Origin of the sequence: Paenibacillus sp. RC73 (genome assembly GCF_044908085.1) — a bacterium.
In the GTDB taxonomy this organism is placed as follows: Bacteria; Bacillota; Bacilli; order Paenibacillales; family Paenibacillaceae; genus Paenibacillus; species Paenibacillus terrae_A.
Map to the genome: position 1 here is coordinate 509,733 of NZ_JBIYCV010000001.1, position 19,519 is coordinate 529,251.

At 48.4% G+C, this 19,519-nt stretch carries 20 protein-coding genes; 5 read left to right on the forward strand and 15 right to left on the reverse strand.

What is annotated here, in order from left to right; translation table 11 throughout:
* Window positions 1-80 precede the first annotated feature (80 nt).
* The 3 genes from ABH897_RS02355 to ABH897_RS02365 form a co-directional block, all read right to left on the reverse strand.
* Window positions 81-425, reverse strand: coding sequence for a hypothetical protein (locus ABH897_RS02355; RefSeq protein ID WP_007429850.1), 345 nt, complete (start codon window positions 423-425; stop codon window positions 81-83).
* A 103-nt stretch (window positions 426-528) separates the two neighbouring features.
* The gene (locus ABH897_RS02360; RefSeq protein ID WP_137062572.1) at window positions 529-1,101 is read right to left on the reverse strand and encodes a xanthine phosphoribosyltransferase; all 573 of its coding nucleotides are present in this window, start codon (window positions 1,099-1,101) and stop codon (window positions 529-531) included.
* Window positions 1,102-1,187: 86 nt separating this feature from the next.
* Window positions 1,188-1,793: a DedA family protein gene (locus tag ABH897_RS02365; RefSeq protein WP_283655493.1), complete on the reverse strand. Its 606-nt coding sequence runs from the start codon at window positions 1,791-1,793 to the stop codon at window positions 1,188-1,190.
* A gap of 140 nt (window positions 1,794-1,933) precedes the next feature.
* On the opposite strand from ABH897_RS02365, the gene ABH897_RS02370 reads away from it, so the two are divergent.
* Complete coding sequence (locus tag ABH897_RS02370; protein ID WP_283657805.1) at window positions 1,934-3,040, forward strand: YkvI family membrane protein; 1,107 nt, start codon at window positions 1,934-1,936, stop codon at window positions 3,038-3,040.
* Here the strand turns inward: ABH897_RS02370 and ABH897_RS02375 are convergent.
* On the reverse strand, window positions 3,037-4,161 hold the full coding sequence (locus ABH897_RS02375) for a glycosyltransferase family 4 protein (RefSeq protein ID WP_283655492.1): 1,125 nt from the start codon (window positions 4,159-4,161) through the stop codon (window positions 3,037-3,039). The two genes, ABH897_RS02370 and ABH897_RS02375, sit on opposite strands and share 4 nt — an antisense overlap.
* 194 nt (window positions 4,162-4,355) lie before the next feature.
* Between ABH897_RS02375 and ABH897_RS02380 the strand changes: the two genes are divergently transcribed.
* Window positions 4,356-5,549 (forward strand): GGDEF domain-containing protein, encoded by a 1,194-nt coding sequence (locus tag ABH897_RS02380; protein WP_404520972.1) that lies wholly within the window; start codon window positions 4,356-4,358, stop codon window positions 5,547-5,549.
* A 108-nt stretch (window positions 5,550-5,657) separates the two neighbouring features.
* Here ABH897_RS02380 and ABH897_RS02385 read toward each other — a convergent pair whose 3' ends face one another.
* Together ABH897_RS02385 and ABH897_RS02390 are read right to left on the reverse strand one after the other, a co-directional pair.
* Window positions 5,658-6,440 (reverse strand): pseudouridine synthase, encoded by a 783-nt coding sequence (locus ABH897_RS02385; protein ID WP_283655490.1) that lies wholly within the window; start codon window positions 6,438-6,440, stop codon window positions 5,658-5,660.
* Window positions 6,437-8,017 carry an RsmB/NOP family class I SAM-dependent RNA methyltransferase gene (locus ABH897_RS02390; RefSeq protein ID WP_283655489.1) on the reverse strand — a complete coding sequence of 527 codons (1,581 nt, stop codon included), beginning with the start codon at window positions 8,015-8,017 and terminating at the stop codon, window positions 6,437-6,439. The genes ABH897_RS02385 and ABH897_RS02390 overlap by 4 nt, the downstream gene beginning before the upstream one ends.
* A gap of 163 nt (window positions 8,018-8,180) precedes the next feature.
* Here ABH897_RS02390 and ABH897_RS02395 point away from each other — a divergent pair, with 163 nt between their 5' ends.
* On the forward strand, window positions 8,181-8,708 hold the full coding sequence (locus ABH897_RS02395; protein ID WP_044646358.1) for a thioredoxin family protein: 528 nt from the start codon (window positions 8,181-8,183) through the stop codon (window positions 8,706-8,708).
* A gap of 104 nt (window positions 8,709-8,812) precedes the next feature.
* Here ABH897_RS02395 and ABH897_RS02400 read toward each other — a convergent pair whose 3' ends face one another.
* The 3 genes from ABH897_RS02400 to ABH897_RS02410 are packed head-to-tail and all read right to left on the reverse strand — an operon-like array spanning window position 8,813 to window position 11,324.
* Window positions 8,813-9,382 (reverse strand): DUF309 domain-containing protein, encoded by a 570-nt coding sequence (locus ABH897_RS02400; protein ID WP_283655488.1) that lies wholly within the window; start codon window positions 9,380-9,382, stop codon window positions 8,813-8,815.
* Window positions 9,383-10,195 carry a GTP diphosphokinase gene (gene yjbM, locus ABH897_RS02405; protein ID WP_283655487.1) on the reverse strand — a complete coding sequence of 271 codons (813 nt, stop codon included), beginning with the start codon at window positions 10,193-10,195 and terminating at the stop codon, window positions 9,383-9,385. It abuts the gene before it with no gap.
* A 34-nt stretch (window positions 10,196-10,229) separates the two neighbouring features.
* On the reverse strand, window positions 10,230-11,324 hold the full coding sequence (locus ABH897_RS02410; protein ID WP_044646355.1) for a quinone-dependent dihydroorotate dehydrogenase: 1,095 nt from the start codon (window positions 11,322-11,324) through the stop codon (window positions 10,230-10,232).
* Window positions 11,325-11,543: 219 nt separating this feature from the next.
* On the opposite strand from ABH897_RS02410, the gene ABH897_RS02415 reads away from it, so the two are divergent.
* On the forward strand, window positions 11,544-11,690 hold the full coding sequence (locus ABH897_RS02415; RefSeq protein ID WP_283655486.1) for a hypothetical protein: 147 nt from the start codon (window positions 11,544-11,546) through the stop codon (window positions 11,688-11,690).
* 26 nt (window positions 11,691-11,716) lie between these two features.
* Here the strand turns inward: ABH897_RS02415 and ABH897_RS02420 are convergent, their stop codons facing one another.
* From ABH897_RS02420 to ABH897_RS02430, 3 genes are all read right to left on the reverse strand, one after another.
* Window positions 11,717-13,147, reverse strand: coding sequence for a L,D-transpeptidase (locus ABH897_RS02420; RefSeq protein WP_404580192.1), 1,431 nt, complete (start codon window positions 13,145-13,147; stop codon window positions 11,717-11,719).
* A gap of 156 nt (window positions 13,148-13,303) precedes the next feature.
* Window positions 13,304-13,546 carry a ferredoxin gene (locus ABH897_RS02425; protein WP_014280869.1) on the reverse strand — a complete coding sequence of 81 codons (243 nt, stop codon included), beginning with the start codon at window positions 13,544-13,546 and terminating at the stop codon, window positions 13,304-13,306.
* A gap of 162 nt (window positions 13,547-13,708) precedes the next feature.
* Window positions 13,709-14,989, reverse strand: coding sequence for a DNA polymerase IV (locus ABH897_RS02430; RefSeq protein ID WP_404591106.1), 1,281 nt, complete (start codon window positions 14,987-14,989; stop codon window positions 13,709-13,711).
* A 245-nt stretch (window positions 14,990-15,234) separates the two neighbouring features.
* Between ABH897_RS02430 and cimA the strand changes: the two genes are divergently transcribed.
* Window positions 15,235-16,851, forward strand: coding sequence for a citramalate synthase (gene cimA / locus ABH897_RS02435; RefSeq protein ID WP_283655484.1), 1,617 nt, complete (start codon window positions 15,235-15,237; stop codon window positions 16,849-16,851).
* A 41-nt stretch (window positions 16,852-16,892) separates the two neighbouring features.
* Here cimA and ABH897_RS02440 read toward each other — a convergent pair whose 3' ends face one another.
* The 3 genes from ABH897_RS02440 to ABH897_RS02450 all read right to left on the reverse strand — a co-directional run bounded on the left by ABH897_RS02440 (window position 16,893) and on the right by ABH897_RS02450 (window position 19,518).
* Entirely contained in the window at window positions 16,893-17,549 is a 657-nt protein-coding gene (locus ABH897_RS02440) for a TlpA family protein disulfide reductase (RefSeq protein WP_404520957.1), read from the reverse strand.
* Window positions 17,550-17,695: 146 nt separating this feature from the next.
* Window positions 17,696-18,439, reverse strand: a complete 744-nt coding sequence (locus ABH897_RS02445) for an exonuclease domain-containing protein (RefSeq protein WP_283655482.1) — start codon at window positions 18,437-18,439, stop codon at window positions 17,696-17,698.
* Entirely contained in the window at window positions 18,436-19,518 is a 1,083-nt protein-coding gene (locus tag ABH897_RS02450) for a DUF294 nucleotidyltransferase-like domain-containing protein (protein WP_283657799.1), read from the reverse strand. The genes ABH897_RS02445 and ABH897_RS02450 overlap by 4 nt, the downstream gene beginning before the upstream one ends.
* Between the last annotated feature and the right edge of the window lies 1 nt (window position 19,519).

Sequence of the window (19,519 nt, forward strand, 5' to 3'; positions counted from 1 at the left end):
AGTTTAAAAAGAGACCTAAACGAAATCATTTAGGTCTCTTCCCGCTTACTACTTATATGGATTGCCAACAGAGCGACAAATTATCCCGACTGATTTACACTGTGATCATGTTCTTTTGTATCGTTCTTCTCATACCAGAAGTCCAGCACTTGTGCAGACAGCACTCTCTGATCTACGTATTCCACTTGGTGGGCAGTAAATTCTTCTTTCCAAGAGAAGGACAATTCTTCGCATAAGTTAACCAACGTCAACAACTCAGACCAGGCCACATAGCGTTTGTACCAAAAAAACTGAGGATGTTCAATCATATAGGGGTATAAATCGTCAAATTCCGTATGCTTACAATCCAAGGCACGTTCAAAATGTACTTTAGCCGCTGCCAGTTTTTCCAGAAAAAACTGTTCGGTCAATTGCTCTTTCCCCATGTTGCTGCCTCCTCTCCCAAAACCTTAACTATATTATAAGCGAAATCGAAGTTCATGCAAAGGTTATTATTAGAAATAAGGATCAGCAGCTTTTGAATTGTTACTATTCGGCAAACTCAATCTTGCCGTCAGTTAACGATGAAATTCTAACAAGCGACTCTACCCGTATACCCTGCTCACGTATCGTTCTCGCCCCGGCTTGGAAGCATTTTTCCACGGCCACGCCGAATCCGACCAGCTCCGCACCGGAGCGCTGAATGATTTTGACCATACCTCTTGCGGCATCACCATTGGCGATAATATCATCAATGAACAGAACACGGTCATGCTCATGAATAAATTGACGGGACAGCATAATGTCCGTGACAATGCCTTTCGTAAAGGAAGGCACACGTTCGCATAATGCGTCCGGGTCGGCCAATAAAGTCTTTTTGCGGCGGGCAAACACCAGCGGTACACCCAACTCCAATGCTGTTGCGAAACCTATGGCAATACCCGAGGATTCCACGGTTACCACTCTCGTAATATTCTCTTCCCGGAAACGGACTGCGAACTCTCGTCCCATTTCCATCGTCAACTCCGGATCCACCTGGTGATTAAGTAAACCATCCAGCTTCAACACCTGATCCGACGCAACGACGCCTTCTTTTAAAATCCGTTCCTTTAATACTTCCATTCCATGACCTCCCACGGCATTCCTATGCGGTAAAAGTACCATACATCACCTGACGCTTTCAAGCCATAGCTTGCTTTCCCATACGGTCATGTGACATTTTTTTTGCGCTTATTCCAAAACCACGCGACTATTCCTCCCAAAATAATCAGAAGAATAACCGCCAGCCCTACCCGATGCGTCACCTTTTCCATCAGCCTTGCAACCTGTTCCCAGCGCATACCCACCGCATGTCCAATCCCCAGAAAAGTACCGCACCACAGCAGTGCTCCTGCTGATGCATAAATGATATAGCGAAAAACACCTAGACGGGTTGTACCTGCCAGATATGAGGACACATGTCTCAAGCCGGGAACAAAATAACCGAACAGAATCCCCCAGGTGCCATAGCGCCCGAACCAATTTTCGGAAGAGGCAATTCTTGAGGGTGTAAGCCTCACCCATTTACCGTATCGGTACAACAGCGGCTTACCCAGCAGACGACCTAGCGTGTAGCTGACCATCATGCCCGTCATACTTCCAAAAAATGTAACCGCCAGCGCAGCAATAAAGTTGTAGTGTCCTTGTGACACGAGCCCACCGAAGGCGATCATCAGCACTTCGTCGGGGATCGGCATACCAGCTACTCCAAGGGCAAGCAAGCCGAACATTGCCAAATATCCGTATTCCAGTATCCATGCAAGGATTTGACCCATAAATTACGCTCCCGTCAAGCTATTCATTGAATGCACTATAATTATTTCAGTCTCATACAGTCATGTCCCATTTCAGTTGAACATAGTTTGTATTATATGCTCGCTACAGCGTTATTCAAGCAGGCAAGGAGGGACTGGGGATGAAACGTAATATTCATGTTTTGCAGATTGCTTTTACATACATCGGAACAGTCGTCGGTGCCGGATTTGCAACCGGACAAGAAATATTGCAGTTTTTTACACAGTACGGACGTTGGGCTACACTCACCATCATGCTGTCCACACTCATATTTGTATGGCTGGGTACGAAAATGATGCTGATCGCTCATGATATTTCGGCCCGGTCCTATGAGGATCTGAACAGACACCTTTTTGGCACCAAAGTCGGAAAATGGATCAGCTGGTTCACGCTCATTATATTGGTCTGCGTCAACAGCGTCATGCTAGCAGGCGCCGGCTCCGTTTTCGTGGAACGCCTTCACCTGCATTACCAGACCGGACTGCTCATTACACTCATTGGAACGTATCTGCTCCTGAGTAAAGGCATCAAGGCTATCCTGCATATGAACACCATTGTTGTCCCTATGATGATGATCATGTCTATCCTGCTTGTTCACAGCACACTCTCTATGCCAAATCCCCAGAGCTTTATTACAAATACGTCCGATTATAGCATGCTGCGAGCTTGGCTTTCTCCGCTGCTGTATACTTCCTTCAATCTGGCAATGGCCCAAGCAGTGCTTGTACCACTCGGCAGCCAAACCTTCTCCCGCAAAACGATCCGCTGGGGTGGGATTTTGGGCGGGATCGGCGTCGGGTTTATGCTGATGTCTGCTCACTTTGCCATGTCGGCACATATGCCGGGAATTCGGCAATTTGAGATCCCGATGGGAAGCATTGCTTACCGTCTGGGGGCCTTGGTCGAAATCATTTACATTTTACTCATTTTCATGGAAATTTTCAGCACCTTCGTGGCCGACATTTACGGTGTCAGTCTGCAAATCCGCCAGCATATCCAAATTTCACCTAAGCTCATCACACTATTCATTATGCTCACATGTTTTCTAATCAGTCAGTTTGGTTTCAGCTCACTGCTGTCTGTTCTATATCCGATTTTCGGGATACTTAGCCTGATGTGGGTGGGCAAGCTGATCATGGCAGGACGGGGGGGACACTTCCGTTCCTCGCGTCCTCGCTCCAGCTTCCGGCATTCTGATTCAAAAACAGGTGATACACGCCATGGTTAGTGCTGGAATTTCAAATACATTTTCTTTAGCTCATTAACAGCCCTGCTCAGGGAATAGCTCGATTTAGCCTTGTCGCAAGCAGATCGCGCCAGCTCATAACGATAGGCAGGGTCTGCGATGACCTTTTCCAATGCGTCTGCCAGTGCCCTCGGGCTGTCGGGTGGCACAAGCAGACCATTTACCCCATCCTCAATTTGCTCCGGTATTCCTCCCACCTCTGTACCTACCAAAGCCAAACAGCTCAAAGCTGCCTCCGCAAACACGGAACCAAAGGCTTCCGCTCGTGAAGGCAAAACAAACACATCAAAGAAAGGCATAAACTCTTCCGGATGAAGCGTGTATCCATAAAAGATCGTTTCATGGTAAATATCTAACTGCCGCGCCAGCTCTTCCAGCTCGGGTCGAATGGGACCATCTCCGATAATATGCAGCACATAATTCTGATTTCTCTTTTTCAGCTCGGCACAGGCCTGTAACAAAGTATCCAGCCCTTTGGCAGGGACAAGGCGACAGACAGTTATAAGCTGTGTCACTTCATTTTCATGTGGTATGGGCTTGAAGCGCTTCTCATCATATCCATTCGGAATGACCACAATATCTTGCGGATTTTGTACATACGGCATCAAGTAATGCTGGAAAGAGCGGGATACTGAAATCAGGCGATCCGCCTTATGCTCCAACTCCCGATACAAGGACACCAGAAATTGATGCTCAGGCCCGTTCTCCTCTATTTTACCGTTTAGAATTAACTCCTTCTCATAAGAAGAGTGAATCGTCTGCACGAGCGGGATGTCGGGAAAAACAGTTTTCATAGCAATCCCGGCAATCGGGTGATGAGCATGAATGAGATCAAAGGGCTTCTGAATGCGAAGCCGGGTCCACCACAAATAGTCACGGTACGTCTGTATATATTTTTGGACAATCGAATATTGTTCATATTGCGTCCAGTCAAAGGTATCAAATATTACTTCTTCCCTGCCCTTGTTGCGAATTCGTTTAGGGATTGAAAATAGCTCCATTTCCCAACGCGGGGACATAAATCGCTCTTGCAGATATGGAATCATAGATGAAACGCCGCCCGGTTGCTCGGGTGGGAAAAAGAGAGCCTGTAGCAATTTCATGACGTGCTTCCCCTTTCAAGCGTTGTACTGCCCGGAACAAAGGTTGTATGTATAGGTTTCCGGATTTTCTGAAAAATGATATATTGAGAATAATTGCTAAGTACAAAAGAAAATTATAACATTTTAAATGGAATAAATCCTGTCTATTGTATCGGAACCATATTGCCCGTTCAATAGACTCACTATCTATACAGATGGAGTCGGTGACGTTGACGTTGTTGTCCTTATCGGGAACCTTCGGTTTCCCATCTCTGGCCGGGGCTGTAAGTGCCGCCTGCGGTTTGTATATTATACTCATGATGGCGCTGATGTGCGTGATCATATATAGCAGACAGCGAAAAAAAGCCTATATCCTTTTTTCGGTTGCCGCTATTTTTATTATGACATATGAAGCCATGAATCTCTATTCGGCAGGTGGCGGCAAAATGCCGCTACAAGGAATCGTGTGGCAAAATACGCTGGAGGCTGCTGCCTTTGTGCTTACCAATGCCGCCGTATTTCAGCTCTACCGGAAGCTAAAACGTGCGGGAGCATGGTCTTTGCTGTTGCTGGGAGCGCTACTGATATTGCCGGTTGGCGCATGGGCTGCGGGAATACTACCCAGTTGGATCAGCGCAGCAAATCTCGTCGGGTTCACCCTGCTTTATCGACTCATTGTGCTTACTTTGAGCCTTGTGTTCATCATCCCACGAATCGGTCAGCCCAAAAAGTTTGCGCTGGGCTTACTGTTCTATTTACTTTGGCTTGGATGTCTGTGGTTGCGAGGTGACATTCCGGCAGAAAAAGGTGCAACAAGCACAGTTCTATGGATGTCATTTTTGCCATTGCTGTATTACACTACGTTGTTTCTAATCCTGTTCGAACGGATTGTGGAGCTGCTTCAACGGATTTACCGTTCCTCCATCACTGATGGTTTGACTGGTCTGTATAACCGTAAATACTTTTCGGGGCGATTGCGGCGATATATGGAGCAGGGAATCCGCGTGTCGGTCATTTTTTGCGATATTGATAATTTCAAAAAGCTGAATGATACACAGGGCCATGCCCGCGCGGATGATGTGCTTAAACAGGTTGCGCAGATTATGGAAGAAGAACTGGATGAAATCGGACTGACCGGAAGATACGGCGGCGAGGAACTGGTCGCGATGGTCGTTGATCGGCGGGCCAAGGTTGGACAGGTCGCGGAAAGAATCCGTGAACGGGTCGCAGATGAAAGCATTGTGACCATCAGCGTCGGGCACAGCACGTTAAAGAAGGAAATGAACCCGGATGAACTGGTTAAACAGGCTGATCAGGCTATGTACATATCCAAAACAACAGGTAAAAACAAGGTCACGGCTTATACGGCAGCAGAAGTGAAAAAAAGCCGTGCAGCACGCGCACAATAAACATGCAGTCTGCCATATGTTAGCTGTAAATCATAGTCTGTACAGTAAAATGACGCACAGGGAACTCCCATAAGAGCCTGTGCGTCATTGTTGCTTCCCCTACTCCCATCAAGCCTCTGACGTTGCAGATGCCAAATCCCGGCCGATCCATGCCAGCTCCTCGTTTGTCAGCTCACGATAGCTGCCCAAGGATAGCTGATCATCCAGCGTTAACGGACCCATCGCCGTTCTTTTCAAATACGTAACCTTTTTGCCAACCGCCTCAAACATGCGCTTCACCTGATGAAACTTTCCTTCATGGATCACAAGTGAAATGTATGAAATGACTTCTTCATCTGTCTCTTGTGCTTTTTCATGACGAAGAATGGTCAATTGGGCCGGAAGGGTGACATAGCCGTCATCCAGCTCTACCCCTGCTGCAAATTGACGTACATCCTCTTCCGTGACATGTCCCGACACCGTAGCCTCATACGTTTTGGGAACATGTCGCCGTGGAGACAAGAGTTCATGCGCCAGCTTACCATCGTTCGTTAACAATAGCAGTCCTTCCGTATCTTTATCGAGCCGTCCTACCGGGAAAGGCTCAAAATGCCGTTCCTCCGCACTCAGCAAATCCAGCACTGTCTGCTCTCTTGTATCCTCTGTTGCGGATATAACGCCCGGCGGCTTATGCAACATGATATAAATGTATTCCCGAAAAACAACCCGTTCCCCGTTCACTTCAATCTGATCGTTGTAAGGGTGAACCTGCCAGCCGCTATCCTTGGTGGTTCGACCGTTCACGGTAATCATCCCTTGCTTTACCTGTCTCTTGATATCACTGCGCGAACCATAACCCATATGGGTTAGAACCTTGTCCAAACGCTGCGTCTGTCTTCCCTTCCCACTCATACTGATGTCCACCTCCAGCCTGTAGGGTATTCATTTTTGAGCATACCGTCCTGCCATTTTCCCCATCCGACAGAATATCCGTCAATGCATACGAGAGTGTAACCTTTGGGCTGTGCTTCGTTCTGCAGCGTCATTCGCTGAGCCGGGATGGATAGCGTTTCACCTTTCAAATAACGGATGGCATCCGTGTCTGAACTGGAGAGGTTTATACTCCTGACCGCCTCAGAAGGGCGCAAAGCCACCGCCAGCGGATGCGAAGGGACAAACCGACCATTCTTGTCTGTTCCCATAAACCAGCCCGGACGGACCACCTTAAGCCCGTCCAGACGATAGGATTCCAGCGGCGATTGATAAATCCGATCTCCGTAGACTACCGTATGGCCTGTAAATGACGCCTCAAGCTGCTCCTGTAAAAAATAGCGATAGGACTCCAGTACATCATGTTGTCCGCGTCCATCCCATTTTGCCGCATCTTTACCAGAACGAGACTTGTTGTTCCCGAAACCGCGTGCATTCGTTCCTTTACCCGATTTCCCGTCCATCCCTTTTCCATTCCGTTTGTAAACACCAGTTGCAGATCTGCCCTTTCCGTTTGCCATTGGCGCTTCCTTGATGGACAGCCGCTGATTATCCGCTTTAGCTGTACGACTGCCTTGATGCTGCAACACAGCGATAAAATGACCCTCACCCTCTATAAGATGGGGCCAAAGGCGTGCCGTTCCACACAGTTCCGGATGGGCTGCCGCGACCGCTTCACTCACCCATTCCGGGTGACCTGAAGCAAAGCCCGTTCCTGAAGAAGCAGGAACAACGTCAAAATCAGGATGTGCCTCCAGAAACTCTGCGATCATCCCTTCATTTTCTTCCGGTGCAAAGGTACAGGTCGAATAAACAATTCTTCCCCCGTCACTTAACATAGATGCTGCCACTCGCAAAATATCCCGCTGCATAACTACACATTTGTCCACCGAATGGTTTTCCCATTGCTTCGCCATATCCTCATCCTTGCGAAACATCCCTTCTCCCGAGCAAGGAGCGTCAATTAATATTTTATCAAAAAAATGCGGGAAGGCATTTGCGATTCGATCCGGGCTTTCATTCAGCACTACGGCATTTCGCACACCATATAATTCCACATTTTTGGCCAATGCCTTGGTTCGATCTGCGCTAATATCATTCGTTACGAGCAGACCGCTTCCTTGCAGCTTGGCCGCAATTTGGGTCGATTTCCCGCCCGGTGCAGCGCACAAGTCCAATACAGCCTCACCCTGAGCAACATTTAGCAATTCTACCGGAGACATTGCACTTGGTTCCTGCACATAATACAGTCCCGCATGATAATAAGGATGTAACCCCGGCTTTGTGCCGTACGGAACATAAAAACCTGTATCACACCACGGAATTGGCCGCAGTTCAAACGGCGAAATCGCCTTAAACGCCTCCACCGAAATTTTTAACGTATTGACGCGTATCCCGGCATGAGGCGTATGGTCATAAGCAGCCATAAAAGCCTCAAACTCGTCGCCGAGCAGTTGCTCCATGCGCTTCACAAATGCTGTAGGGAGCTGTACACCCATAATTGTAATCATCCTGTCCTGTTAAAATAAAATTTATTGTACCATAACCAACCTGTTAAGCTGCAATATCCGTGTGATTTACAAACTTTCACTACAAGCTGTAATGTTGTATAATAATGAGATTCATAGCTACATATTTTGTATTTTGATGGGAGAGATTGCATTGAACACCCAAAAATCCAACAAAAAAAAGCTTATACCTGTCATTGGCTTTTTTGTTGTGCTCGTCATTTTGCTTGGGGTGCTGCTCGCTTTGAATTCAGGCACCAAAAACAAGCTGTATGGCGTTTCCACAGCCTCGTTAAAGCCTGCCACCCAAGAGCTGCTGAATGATCCAAACTATCAGCAGATTATTAAACCGGAGGATCTGCAAAGCAAAATTGACAAAAAAGAAAACTTTTTCGTCTATCATTTTGCATCCGACTGTGTACATTGCCGCGCCACCACTCCCAAGCTAATGCCTTTGAGCAAGCAGGAGAACATTACCATGCACGAATTTAACCTGCGTGAGTATGAGGACGGCTGGGACAAATACAAAATTGAGTACACCCCTACACTCATCTATTATGAAAAAGGCGTGGAAAAAGAGCGTATGGTAGGTGGTTTGAAGGAAAGCCCTTCCGACAACGGCTATACACTCGACGATTTCAAAGCCTTTTTTGAAAAATATAAAAAGAATGTAACTTCCTAAACAACCTCCTAAATGACGTTCACACGGCTAAGGCTACTGAACGATAAAGCAGCCCGATCCCCTGAAACGGATCGGGCTGCTTGCTTTCATAGACACGCCTCAGATTACGTCGTGCCCTTCGTACCAGGCGAGGCAGAGCAGGAGCTGCGGCCCGCCTGTCTGCGCCTCACAGAAGCCTCAAGCGCCTGCTGACGCTGCTCATGCTTTTCCCCACGCCGCGGGCCTCTCTGCTGCGGGATATTGGCTGGTATGGACGACGATGCGTCCTCCACGGCCTGACGCAGCCCGGGATTGACGATTTCAATCGTCAAATCCCGATAAACTGGCGGCTGGCGCTGGAGATCTGCCGAGCCACCTACAACAGCCGCGGCAAGCTGGCTGGCGCAAGCGCGCGCCTCGTCCACCAGCTTCACCATGTTAATGCCCAGCGCCTGCGGAGACGCATGCTCCAGCTTGTGTACCGCGCTGTCCAGCATCATATGTCCGCCTCGGAAATTTCCGTTGCGAAAATGATACAGCCCTACAGCAATTTGCAGCAAACCTTTATATACAGGGTCACGGTCCAGCTTTAGCCACAGCTCTTCCAGTACCTCGTGACATTCAAAATAATCCCGATCCCGATTGAAATATACCAAATAAGCCACGTATAACGGTTCATAGGAAACGTTCACCATTTAATACTCATCCCTGTCGTCTTCCTTGGTAGAAGCTACCAGCAAATCCCTGACTTCATCATGGAGCAGCTTGATCCCTTCCATGTCGTGCCGTTCCCACAGCTCATTGAACCTGCGCTGCGCATCAATCGTTTCACTGATCTTATGGTAGAAATACAGACGGTGCATACCCGTCAGCACCTTGGATACGATATTCGCTTCATCCTCGAACTTCTTCTGCGCTTCTAATATTTCAAGACGCATCGAAGACATTTCATTATCCAGTACAAAGGCCGCCTCAGCTGCCTTTTTCAACCGTGTCCGCATATTATCCGGTAAGCTTTCACGATACTTATAACTGAGGGAATGTTCGATGGTTGCCCAAAAATTCATGGCTAAGGTACGGATCTGAATTTCTGCCAGCACAATTTTTAATCCAAGCGCTGTCTGCACTGGATATTCCACAATCATATGAAAGCTGCGATATCCGCTATCTTTATAATTGGTGATATAGTCCTTTTCATACAGTACAGTCAAATCCTTGCGTCTTCGAATATACTCGGCTACCCGCCGGATATCCTCAACAAATTGGCACATGATGCGGATTCCTGCAATATCCTCGATTCCCGTCTCCAGCTGATCAGAAGGAACCTGTAATCTCTTCGCTTTATCGAGGATGCTTGATATTTTTTTCACCCGTCCGGTTACGAATTCGATAGGAGCGTATTCCTCGCGCTTTTTCAGCTCCGCACGCATTGTTTTGAACTTGACCTTAAGCTCCTCCACCGCCTGATCATATGGCAGCAAAAATGTTCCCCAGTCTCTTCCGTCCATCCCCGTACCTCCTGTCTCTTCCGACAACACTTTTTTATCTGTGATCTGCACCAACAGCCTCGGTAATGTGTCTAAAGCCGTCCTTTCGCAGCAGCTCACGCAGACCGGCATGTAATGTCCGGTTCACTTCCGGTCCCTCATAGATCAATGCTGTATAAATTTCAATCAGGCTTGCGCCTGCTTTAATTTTGTCGTAAGCATCACGACTGCTGAAAATGCCGCCCGATCCGATAATCGGCAGCTTGCCATCTGTTTGGCGATACACTCGTCCGATGACCTCTGTAGAACGGTCACGCAGCGGCTTACCGCTCAGCCCTCCCGTCTCACTCGCATTCCGGTGCGTCAGGCCAGCCCTCGAAATTGTCGTATTCGTCGCGATGATACCGTCTACTCCACTGGCCGCAATCGCATCTGTCATATATTCCAGTTCCTCATCTGATACGTCCGGCGCAATTTTGACCAGTACAGACTTGGCTCCGCCATACTTCGTCGCCTGTACTCCCATCTCTGCTCGAACAGCTTCCAGCAGCGATTTCAGCTCACTGCCATGCTGGAGCTTTCGTAAATCCGGCGTATTCGGTGAACTAATATTCACTACAAAAAAGTCCGCATACGGATACAGCGCGGAAATGCACTTCTCATAATCCTTATGGGCATCCTCATTAGGCGTGTTTTTGTTTTTACCAATATTAACAGCGACCGGAACAGGCCGATGTTTTAGCGCAGCCAGACGTTTAGCCATGCTTTCCGCACCCAGATTGTTAAAACCCATCCGATTCACTAACGCCTCATCGGGAGGCAACCGGAACAAACGAGGGCGGTCATTGCCGGGCTGTCCCACAGGTGTCACCGTGCCCACTTCCATAAAACCAAACCCGATCGAGGAAAAGCCGGCAACTGCCTCCGCATTTTTATCCAATCCCGCAGCAAGTCCAATCGGGTTGGGAAAATGAAGGCCGAACAGATCAACCGCAAGATCCTCCGTTTCCTTGACTCCGTACATTCCCCGCAGCGTTGCTGTTCCACCGGGAAGCGCCCCCGCATACTTCAAGCCATCAATGACGACATGATGGGCCGTCTCTGGACTCATTTTGAAAAAAACAGGTTTCACAATCCTTCGATACAACACGATTCATCCACTCCGTTCTATGCCCTTGCGCAATCCTAAAAAAACATCTCTACAAAATAGTTTAGCTTTTTCCATACCAAAAAGAAAGTAATTTGCGACGTGCAGTATCAGGAACAATTCGTTTGTCATGGAGATGTCATTGAAAATGTATAATCAAACCATTTACAATGGACATAGTAAGACAGGGCTATAGCCCGTCAGAAAAGAGGGATTGCTGATATGAAGACCAAGCGCAAGCCGCCAAGTCTGCAAAAGAAAAAGGACGAGGTGAACAAGAAAGCGATTGTATGGACCGCCGTCAGTTTTGTTCTCCTCATCATTGTGATTGTTCTGGTCGTTATTTTGGCACAAGCAGGAAATCGTTAAACTTCATGTAGCAATAGCATCTAAAGCTAATTTAGCCAGTGATAGGTTTTTCGGGGATTCGTCTGGTCGTGCTGCGGCTCAGTTGTAAATCGGGAGCCAGGCACAAGCACTTGATCAGGCAGTCCCCCGTTACCAATGACCACCTCTGTACCTGAAGGTACGAGAGCAAATAACTCCTCCACATCCTCTTTGCCCATGCGAACGCAGCCTAGCGACTCATTTTTGCCAATGCTGTCCGACTCGTTGGTGCCATGGATGGCATAATTCGTTGCAGACAGCTGCATACCTCGGCTGCCAAACTCACCGTTGGACTTACCGTTCGGATTTACGACTTTATCCGTAATCACAAACTTCCCTTCCGGAGTTCGATCTCCACCCAATCCGATAGGATAATTGCGGATCAGCACATTACCACTCACCAATCCGAGCCTGTGCTTCGACTTGTCTACCACAATCCGCAACGGCTGCCCCAGAAAAGGCCGTCCATACAGCGACGACGTCAGCAAAGGACTGCTTTCAGCCGACGAGCCAGCTTGTTGGCTTGCTGCTCCTTTAGCCCTCTGTCCCTGTGAAGCAAGTAAATTACGCATAGGTGTAAAAGCCTTCTTCATTCCGTCTGTCGTACCGTACATCATATTATCTGGAAAGCTTCCGGTCAGCTCATCGAGACTTTGAGGAAGACGTTGATGCTGCGTACGAAAAGCACGCATGGAGCTATTCAGCACAGCCAGTTCTTCCTGTCCCACAGCCCATTGCAGACCTGTTTTTCGAAGCTTTTCACTGTCCGACGGCTTACAAGCACACGCTGCTGCGTCGTAAGACTGGACAGCCAAGCCTCCATTTCCTTTGTTTTGCAAACTAAGCAGCGGCTGCATACGATCTCTCCAGAGCATCCAAGAACCGCTTTGCTCCATGCCCAGCACTGTGGTCTCGGCTGGTAGACGACTAACCTTTGCCAACATATCTGCAAGTGCCGTTCCTGCTGAACTGCCTGTGCGCGCTTGGGCGGTAAACACGCCACCAGCACCAGGCCCACCGATCTGAGCCACTTCATTCGGGTCAGAAGTCTGTACTCCTGCCACTTGGACATTGTCGGCTGCCACAGGCTCTCTTCCTGACGGAACGGATGCACTTTCCCTCGAATGGCCCGGCGAATTGGCTGAAGGCACCCATATCAGAAGAAGTACCATCAACGTAGTTAACAAATAACGCGTTCGAGCCGTTCTCCGCGCCTTCTCCTTAGACATCTGAACCAGTTTATCCTGATACTCCATCCATACGTCTGCCGGAATCTGTTTATGCTCGAAGGCTTCGAACACTTCCCCCGCGCGATTGAAGCAATAATTTGCTTTGCCCTCCTGACCGCTGCTCTCATACTCTTTTCCGAGCAAATACCAAGCCATTTTATTATCAGGGTGCATTTTTACATACGATTTAAGATGAGGCGAATGATTCATCGGATCCTCCTGATCGTGTAGTCTTGCCCTATTATTTACTATGTATATCGGCCAAAATAGATCATATGGATAGCACATAAAAAAACAGCACCGACAGCACCTTTTCACCGTTGTACGGCAAAGAGTGCTGTCGGTGCTGTGCCTATCCAAGTAGACTTAACCTTCTTTATTGAACGGCTCGTCTGCAACTTTAATAGAATCAGTAGGGCAACCGTCGCAAGCATCCTGCATATCATCAAACAGGTCGTCTGAAATTGCCTTGATCCCTTGGTTTCCATCTCCATCAAAGATCACTTCAGCCAAGCCCTCATCGTCATAATCATAAATGTCCGGTGCTGTAGCACCACAGGCTCCGCACGCAATGCATGTATCTTTTTCTACCCAAGTGTATTTAGCCATAACTCTCCTCTGCCTCCTATACAATCAAACAAACCAGCTTTTGCATTCTATTCACATATTAATACAAACAATAAATTATTACAAATTATTTTCATTGATCCTTTATGCAAAAAATACTTATAGCGTACGCCTCCGCTGCTTCGTATAAACTCACCAAAAAGTTTACTCAGGCGTCTGGAGATTGTCTTTTTGCAGCGAAGTTCCGCGCAGCTTGGAGTTACGAAGAAGTACCGAAGGGTCATCTCCCAGCATCCCGGCGGTCAGAACTGCATTTTCGCCAAACTTGTCTCGTAGCGCATCCATCGTCTTCAGCAGGCTTTCCTTTTTGGGCTGGTCCTTATATTCAAAAAGATCCATTTGAACGGCAGCTTCTTCCTTCGGGACTAACTGCTGAAGCGTAATTCCCAGCAAGCGCACAGGTTTGTCCTCTCCCCAATGCCGCCGATACAACGCACAAGCTTCCTTATATATATCCTCTGTACTTTCCGTAGGAATACTCCTTACCTGAGAACGCGTAAAGGTTTTCATCTCTGGCGTCCGAATTGTCAGTTGAATACCTCCTGCCAGCATGCCATGCCGTCGAAGCCGGCGTGCTACCTGATCGCTGATATTGAGAAGCACCCGTTGGGCTTCCTCCAGCTTCACCACATCCATGGGCAAGGTGGTGGTGTGTCCGATGGACTTGTTCGGCTCCCGCTCGGTATTGACCGGAGAATGATTAATCCCGTTAGCAGCCAGCTTTAACCACGAGCCAGTCACGCCAAATACGCCGATCAGCATATGCTCGTCCGCCTTGGCCAATTGGCCAATGGTGCGAATGTTCATTTGCCGAAGCTTGTCGGCTGTTTTTCGTCCCACACCAAACAATTGACCACAGGGAAGATTCCACAAAATATTTGGTACATCGCGCAAGCGCAACACAGATATCCCGCGTGGCTTTTTCAGGTCAGAGGCCATTTTGGCCAGCAGCTTGTTGGGTGCCACTCCGATGGAGCAGGGCAGTCCCAGTTCGTCCGCTACCCTGCGCTGAATTTCCTCCGCGATCTCCATAGGCGTTCCAAACTGCCTGGAACCTGTAATGTCCAGATAACATTCATCAATTGAAGTTGCCTCCAACATAGGCGTATACGAATAAGCAATGCTCATAAAAGCTTTGGAATAACGACGGTACAGGTGAAAATCAGGCTGAATCACGATAAGCTGCGGACAAATCCGCCGGGCTTGCTGGACGACCATCCCTGTTGAGATGCCCAATCGCCGGGCTTCATAGGAGCAGGTTACGATTACACCTCTGCGCAGCTCACTGCTACCCGCGACGGCGGTAGGTAAACCCTTGTATTTCTCCGGTTCCTCCGCTGCATGAACAGAACAATAAAATGCGTTCATATCGACATGCAGAATAACCCGCCCACCAACCGGATAATAAGCACTGACATCTCTCACGCTCAACCCTTCTTTTAACTATAAATTATAAAATGATTCTATGCCCTATTTTACATGAAATTAAAGGTTTTGCGGTCAAAAATGATATTTATATATTACATTTGAAGTCATAAGTTGATATAATCAAAAATCATACGAAACAAGGCAAGTTGACACCTTTGTATTTTCACGCGTTAAATGATTAAATAATCTGCTTAAAAAGCAAAGCACTACCAATCTGTGCAATCCGCGAAGGAGGAGTCCTCATGTCCACCGCTATTTCTATCTTCGATACAACACTACGCGACGGAACTCAAGGAGAAGGAATTAGCTTGTCTGCTGACGACAAATTGAAAATCGCAAAAAAACTCGATGATCTCGGTGTTCATTATATTGAAGGCGGGATTCCCGGGAGCAACAGCAAGGATATCGAATTTTTTAAACGAGTGCAAGAGCTGGGACTTCAGGCAAAGATTGTCGCCTTCGGCAGCACGCGCCGTAAAGATAGCATAGCGGCACAGGATGCCAATTTGCAACGGATTCTGGAATCCGGCGCCCAAGCTGCTACTCTCGTCGGCAAATCATGGGATTTTCATGTACACACTGCCCTACAGACGACGCTAGCAGAAAATCTGTCCATGATTTACGACTCCATCGCCTTTTTAAAGCAAGGGGGCATGGAGGTTATTTTTGATGCCGAGCATTTTTTTGACGGATATAAAAATAATCCAGAATACGCACTCGCCGTCATGAAAAAAGCAGAAGAAGCAGGCGCAGATTGGCTCGTCATGTGCGATACTAACGGTGGTACCATGCCGCATGAAATACAGGAAATTGTCAACATACTGCAAAGCCAGCTGACAAGGTCACGGTTGGGCATTCACACACACAATGACTGCGAATTGGCTGTTGCCAATACACTGAGTGCAGTACAAGCAGGCGCGAGACAAATTCAAGGTACGATTAACGGATACGGCGAGCGTTGTGGTAACGCTAATTTATGCTCCGTCATTCCAAATTTGCAGCTCAAGCTCGGCTACGATTGTTTGGACTCCGACAAACTAAAGCAGCTTCACAACACGGCCCGCTTTGTCAGCGAAGTCGCCAACGTGAATTTGCCTGTGAACCAGCCTTATGTCGGTAATGCTGCCTTTGCTCACAAGGGCGGTATCCACGTGTCAGCTATTCTGCGCGACTCGCGAACCTATGAGCACATCGCCCCTGAACTGGTGGGCAACAAGCAACGGGTGCTGGTCTCTGAACTAGCCGGACAAAGCAATGTTGTGTCCAAAGCGCAGGAGCTGGGTATTACCCTTGATCCGTCCAGCAATGAGGCACGTGGCGTCATCAGCCGCATTAAGGAGCTGGAGCATCAGGGCTACCAGTTTGAAGGAGCCGATGCTTCACTGGAGCTGCTCATTCGTGAAGCGGGCGGTGAAGTGAAGGAAATGTTCTCATTTGAGTCCTTCAAGGTGCTTGTGGAGAAAACAGCGGGTCGTCCAGTTGTATCCGAAGCGTTCTTGAAGCTGAATGTTGCAGGCACAAGCGTTTATACTGCCGCCGAAGGCAACGGTCCGGTCAACGCACTCGATAATGCACTGCGTAAAGCTCTTTCTCAATATTTTCCGGCACTACGGGATATGCATCTGGCTGACTACAAAGTACGTGTACTTGACGAAAAAGATGCCACCGCTGCCAAGGTACGTGTGCTCATTGAATCCAAAAATTACGAGGACGTCTGGAGTAACGTGGGCGTATCCGAAAATGTAATTGAAGCCAGCTGGGAAGCACTGGTGGACAGTTTCCGTTATGCGTTGCTGGAAGCACCGTCTCCGAAAAATCAGCAGACCGACCTATCGCCCCAAGGACTGGTAAATCACTGATTTGATAAGTGCTTATATTGTTAAGCGGTGTCTTTAGCGGTCTATTCGGACCTCAAAGGCACCGTCTTTTTTTGCAGAAACTCTATTTTTCGTTCCAGATCCCCTTCGCTGAGCATGCCGGTTATGATTTCACGTACCTGTCCATGACGGTCAACCATGACATGAGTTGGAAAAGCCGCCCCCCCAAACCGTTCAAACAGCGCCCCTTGCTCATCAAGCAAAACCGGAAATTGGAGCTTTAGGGAGCGGGAAAACTTTTGCACATCCTCCAACCGATCATAGCGTGTTACATTAATACCATATACGTCCACATCGTGCTTGTACTTGCTATATAGCTCATTCAGTACAGGTGCCTCCAAACGGCACGGATCGCACCATGAGGCCCAGAAGCTAATTACCAGCGCTTTGTCGCGCTTGACTCCCATATTGTAGGATTTGCCATCCAAATCTTTTAAAATCATGGAAGGAAGCGGTTGACCAGGCTGTATCTTTTGCATCACTTCTATAGTATCTAACTCTGTATCTACCCCTTTGCCAGCTTCAAGTCTTTCTCCGTCCTCATTTTCCTCCTGAGTTTGCACATTTTTAGCCGGTACGCTTGCCGCATAAGTATAAGTCATGTTTGTTTCTACTCCCCATGAAGCTACTCCTACCACCAGCATAACCATCAGGAATTTAATAAAAACAACTTTTTTCACAGTCCAATCACCCGGCCTTTCATCTGGATTACTCTCACCTTCTCCATATGGTGCCCCTTCTGCTCCCACCTCTAACCCTTCCAATCTATACAGATGCAAAAAAACAGCAAACCCACGAATGATCGCAGACTTGCTGTAATGTTGTTCTATATTGAAGCTTGGCTTAAATGAGCATACACATCTGCCAAATTGGTCACATTACGCTTCAGCATTTCCTGAACATAAGCCACCCACAGCTTTGCCGTCATTTTCGCGTCCTCTAACGCATGATGCCGTCCCTGAATCGGTATGCCCTGATAGGTCAGCAATTCATCCAAACTATACGTTTGGCGCTGCTGCGGCTCCAGCCATTTGGCGAGCATCATCGTATCCAGAACACGATGGGTCAGCTGCACTTTAGATGTTTTCCATAGCGCAGCATTCAAAAAAGCCTTGTCGTGAGCGCTGGCATGCGCTACAAGCACCCGTCCCCCTACAAAGGACATAAAGTCATGCAGCCCATCCATAAGCGGCAGAGCCTCATCTGTCATTTCCCGGGTAATCCCGGTAAGCTCCGTAATGTGCTCAGGAATTGCTGTACGTGGATTGACAAGCGTGTAAAACTGCTCTTTTTCCATAATCGTATCCCCGACCACCCGAATCGCACCGAACGATAAAATCTCATCTCCGTGCTGCGCTGAAAATCCCGTGGTTTCCAAATCAAAAACAACCGTCTCCAAACGCTCCAACGGGGTCCGCAATACTTCAGAGCGCCGTTGCTCCCGGGTCAAGGAACGGATAAAGGCCATCTGCTGAGCCGTAGGAGCTCCCATTACAGAAGCGATGGCTGATGGCACTCCTCCTCTGCGAAGAGCGCTCCAAAAGCCGCCTCCCTGCGTTGGCTCCTTCATGACCTTCTCCCTTCCGTAAACCGCAACTGTCTTTGCAGCGCACGATGCAGCCGCCGCACCGTTGAGAGCGCCTCGCGCAGTTCATGCCAGCCCTTACCTTGCTTCAACGGTTTGACAGCAAGGTAACCCTTGCTAACCAAGAGTCCGTTCTTCTCCTGCACCGGAGTAGCCATCCGAAGCTGAAGCGCGATCCGAAAGGCCCGCTCGCAAGCATCCAGCAAAGGAGACGGTGCTGCTTCCAGCAGCGCGAGCCGCCTGAGCCTTTTCAACGTAGAGGTCTCCTCCACCCCGTGCTGCAAAGCCCAAAAACGTACTGCATTTACCAACGGGATGTATAAACCGTATTTCACATCAAAATCGCCCGCGTGCTCCCCGAAGCGCTCGGTAACGATCTGACCCAAAATATTAAGTGTTGCTTTATGCCTTACCGTGTTCCTAAGTACCGCGGACGGCAAATCGGGACGCTTGCGCAGCAACGCATAAAAGCTTCGTTTCCATTCTGCTGACAATCGCTCATCTCCAGCGATATGCTTCATATCAGACGAGATAATCAGATAACGAATCGGCTCCCAGGCAAAATCATCCGACCATTTTGCCAGCTGCTCCTGCCATTCAGACAATGTTTGTCGCCATAGCGGCTCTGAACACATCACTTTCCCTTCACATTTCGGATATCCCAAATATTCCAGCATTGCAGACACCCTCCGGCCGAACTCCATAAAATATGTCTCTTTCCCGGCAGATGCAGCGTCACTGATAATCATACCGTTATCCTGGTCACTCCACAGCGTCGACTCCGAGCGTCCCATGCTGCCGAAGGCTATAAATGCGTAAGGGACGGGAGGAGGGCCGAAGCCATCCTCAACCATCCCTTTTTCGCACATTTGCACAGCTCTGGCCGCAATGCGGTCATGCATATCATTCGCCGTTTGTAACCAGTCTGATAACGGAGCGGAGGCTTGGGAAGCCAGCAGCCATTTTTGAGAATCGACCCTGGCCTGCCTTAGCGATTCAGGCGTATCTGCATGATCAATCGCTTCGGCTGAACTCACCCAAGGTGCCGTATTTTGCAGTTCCATA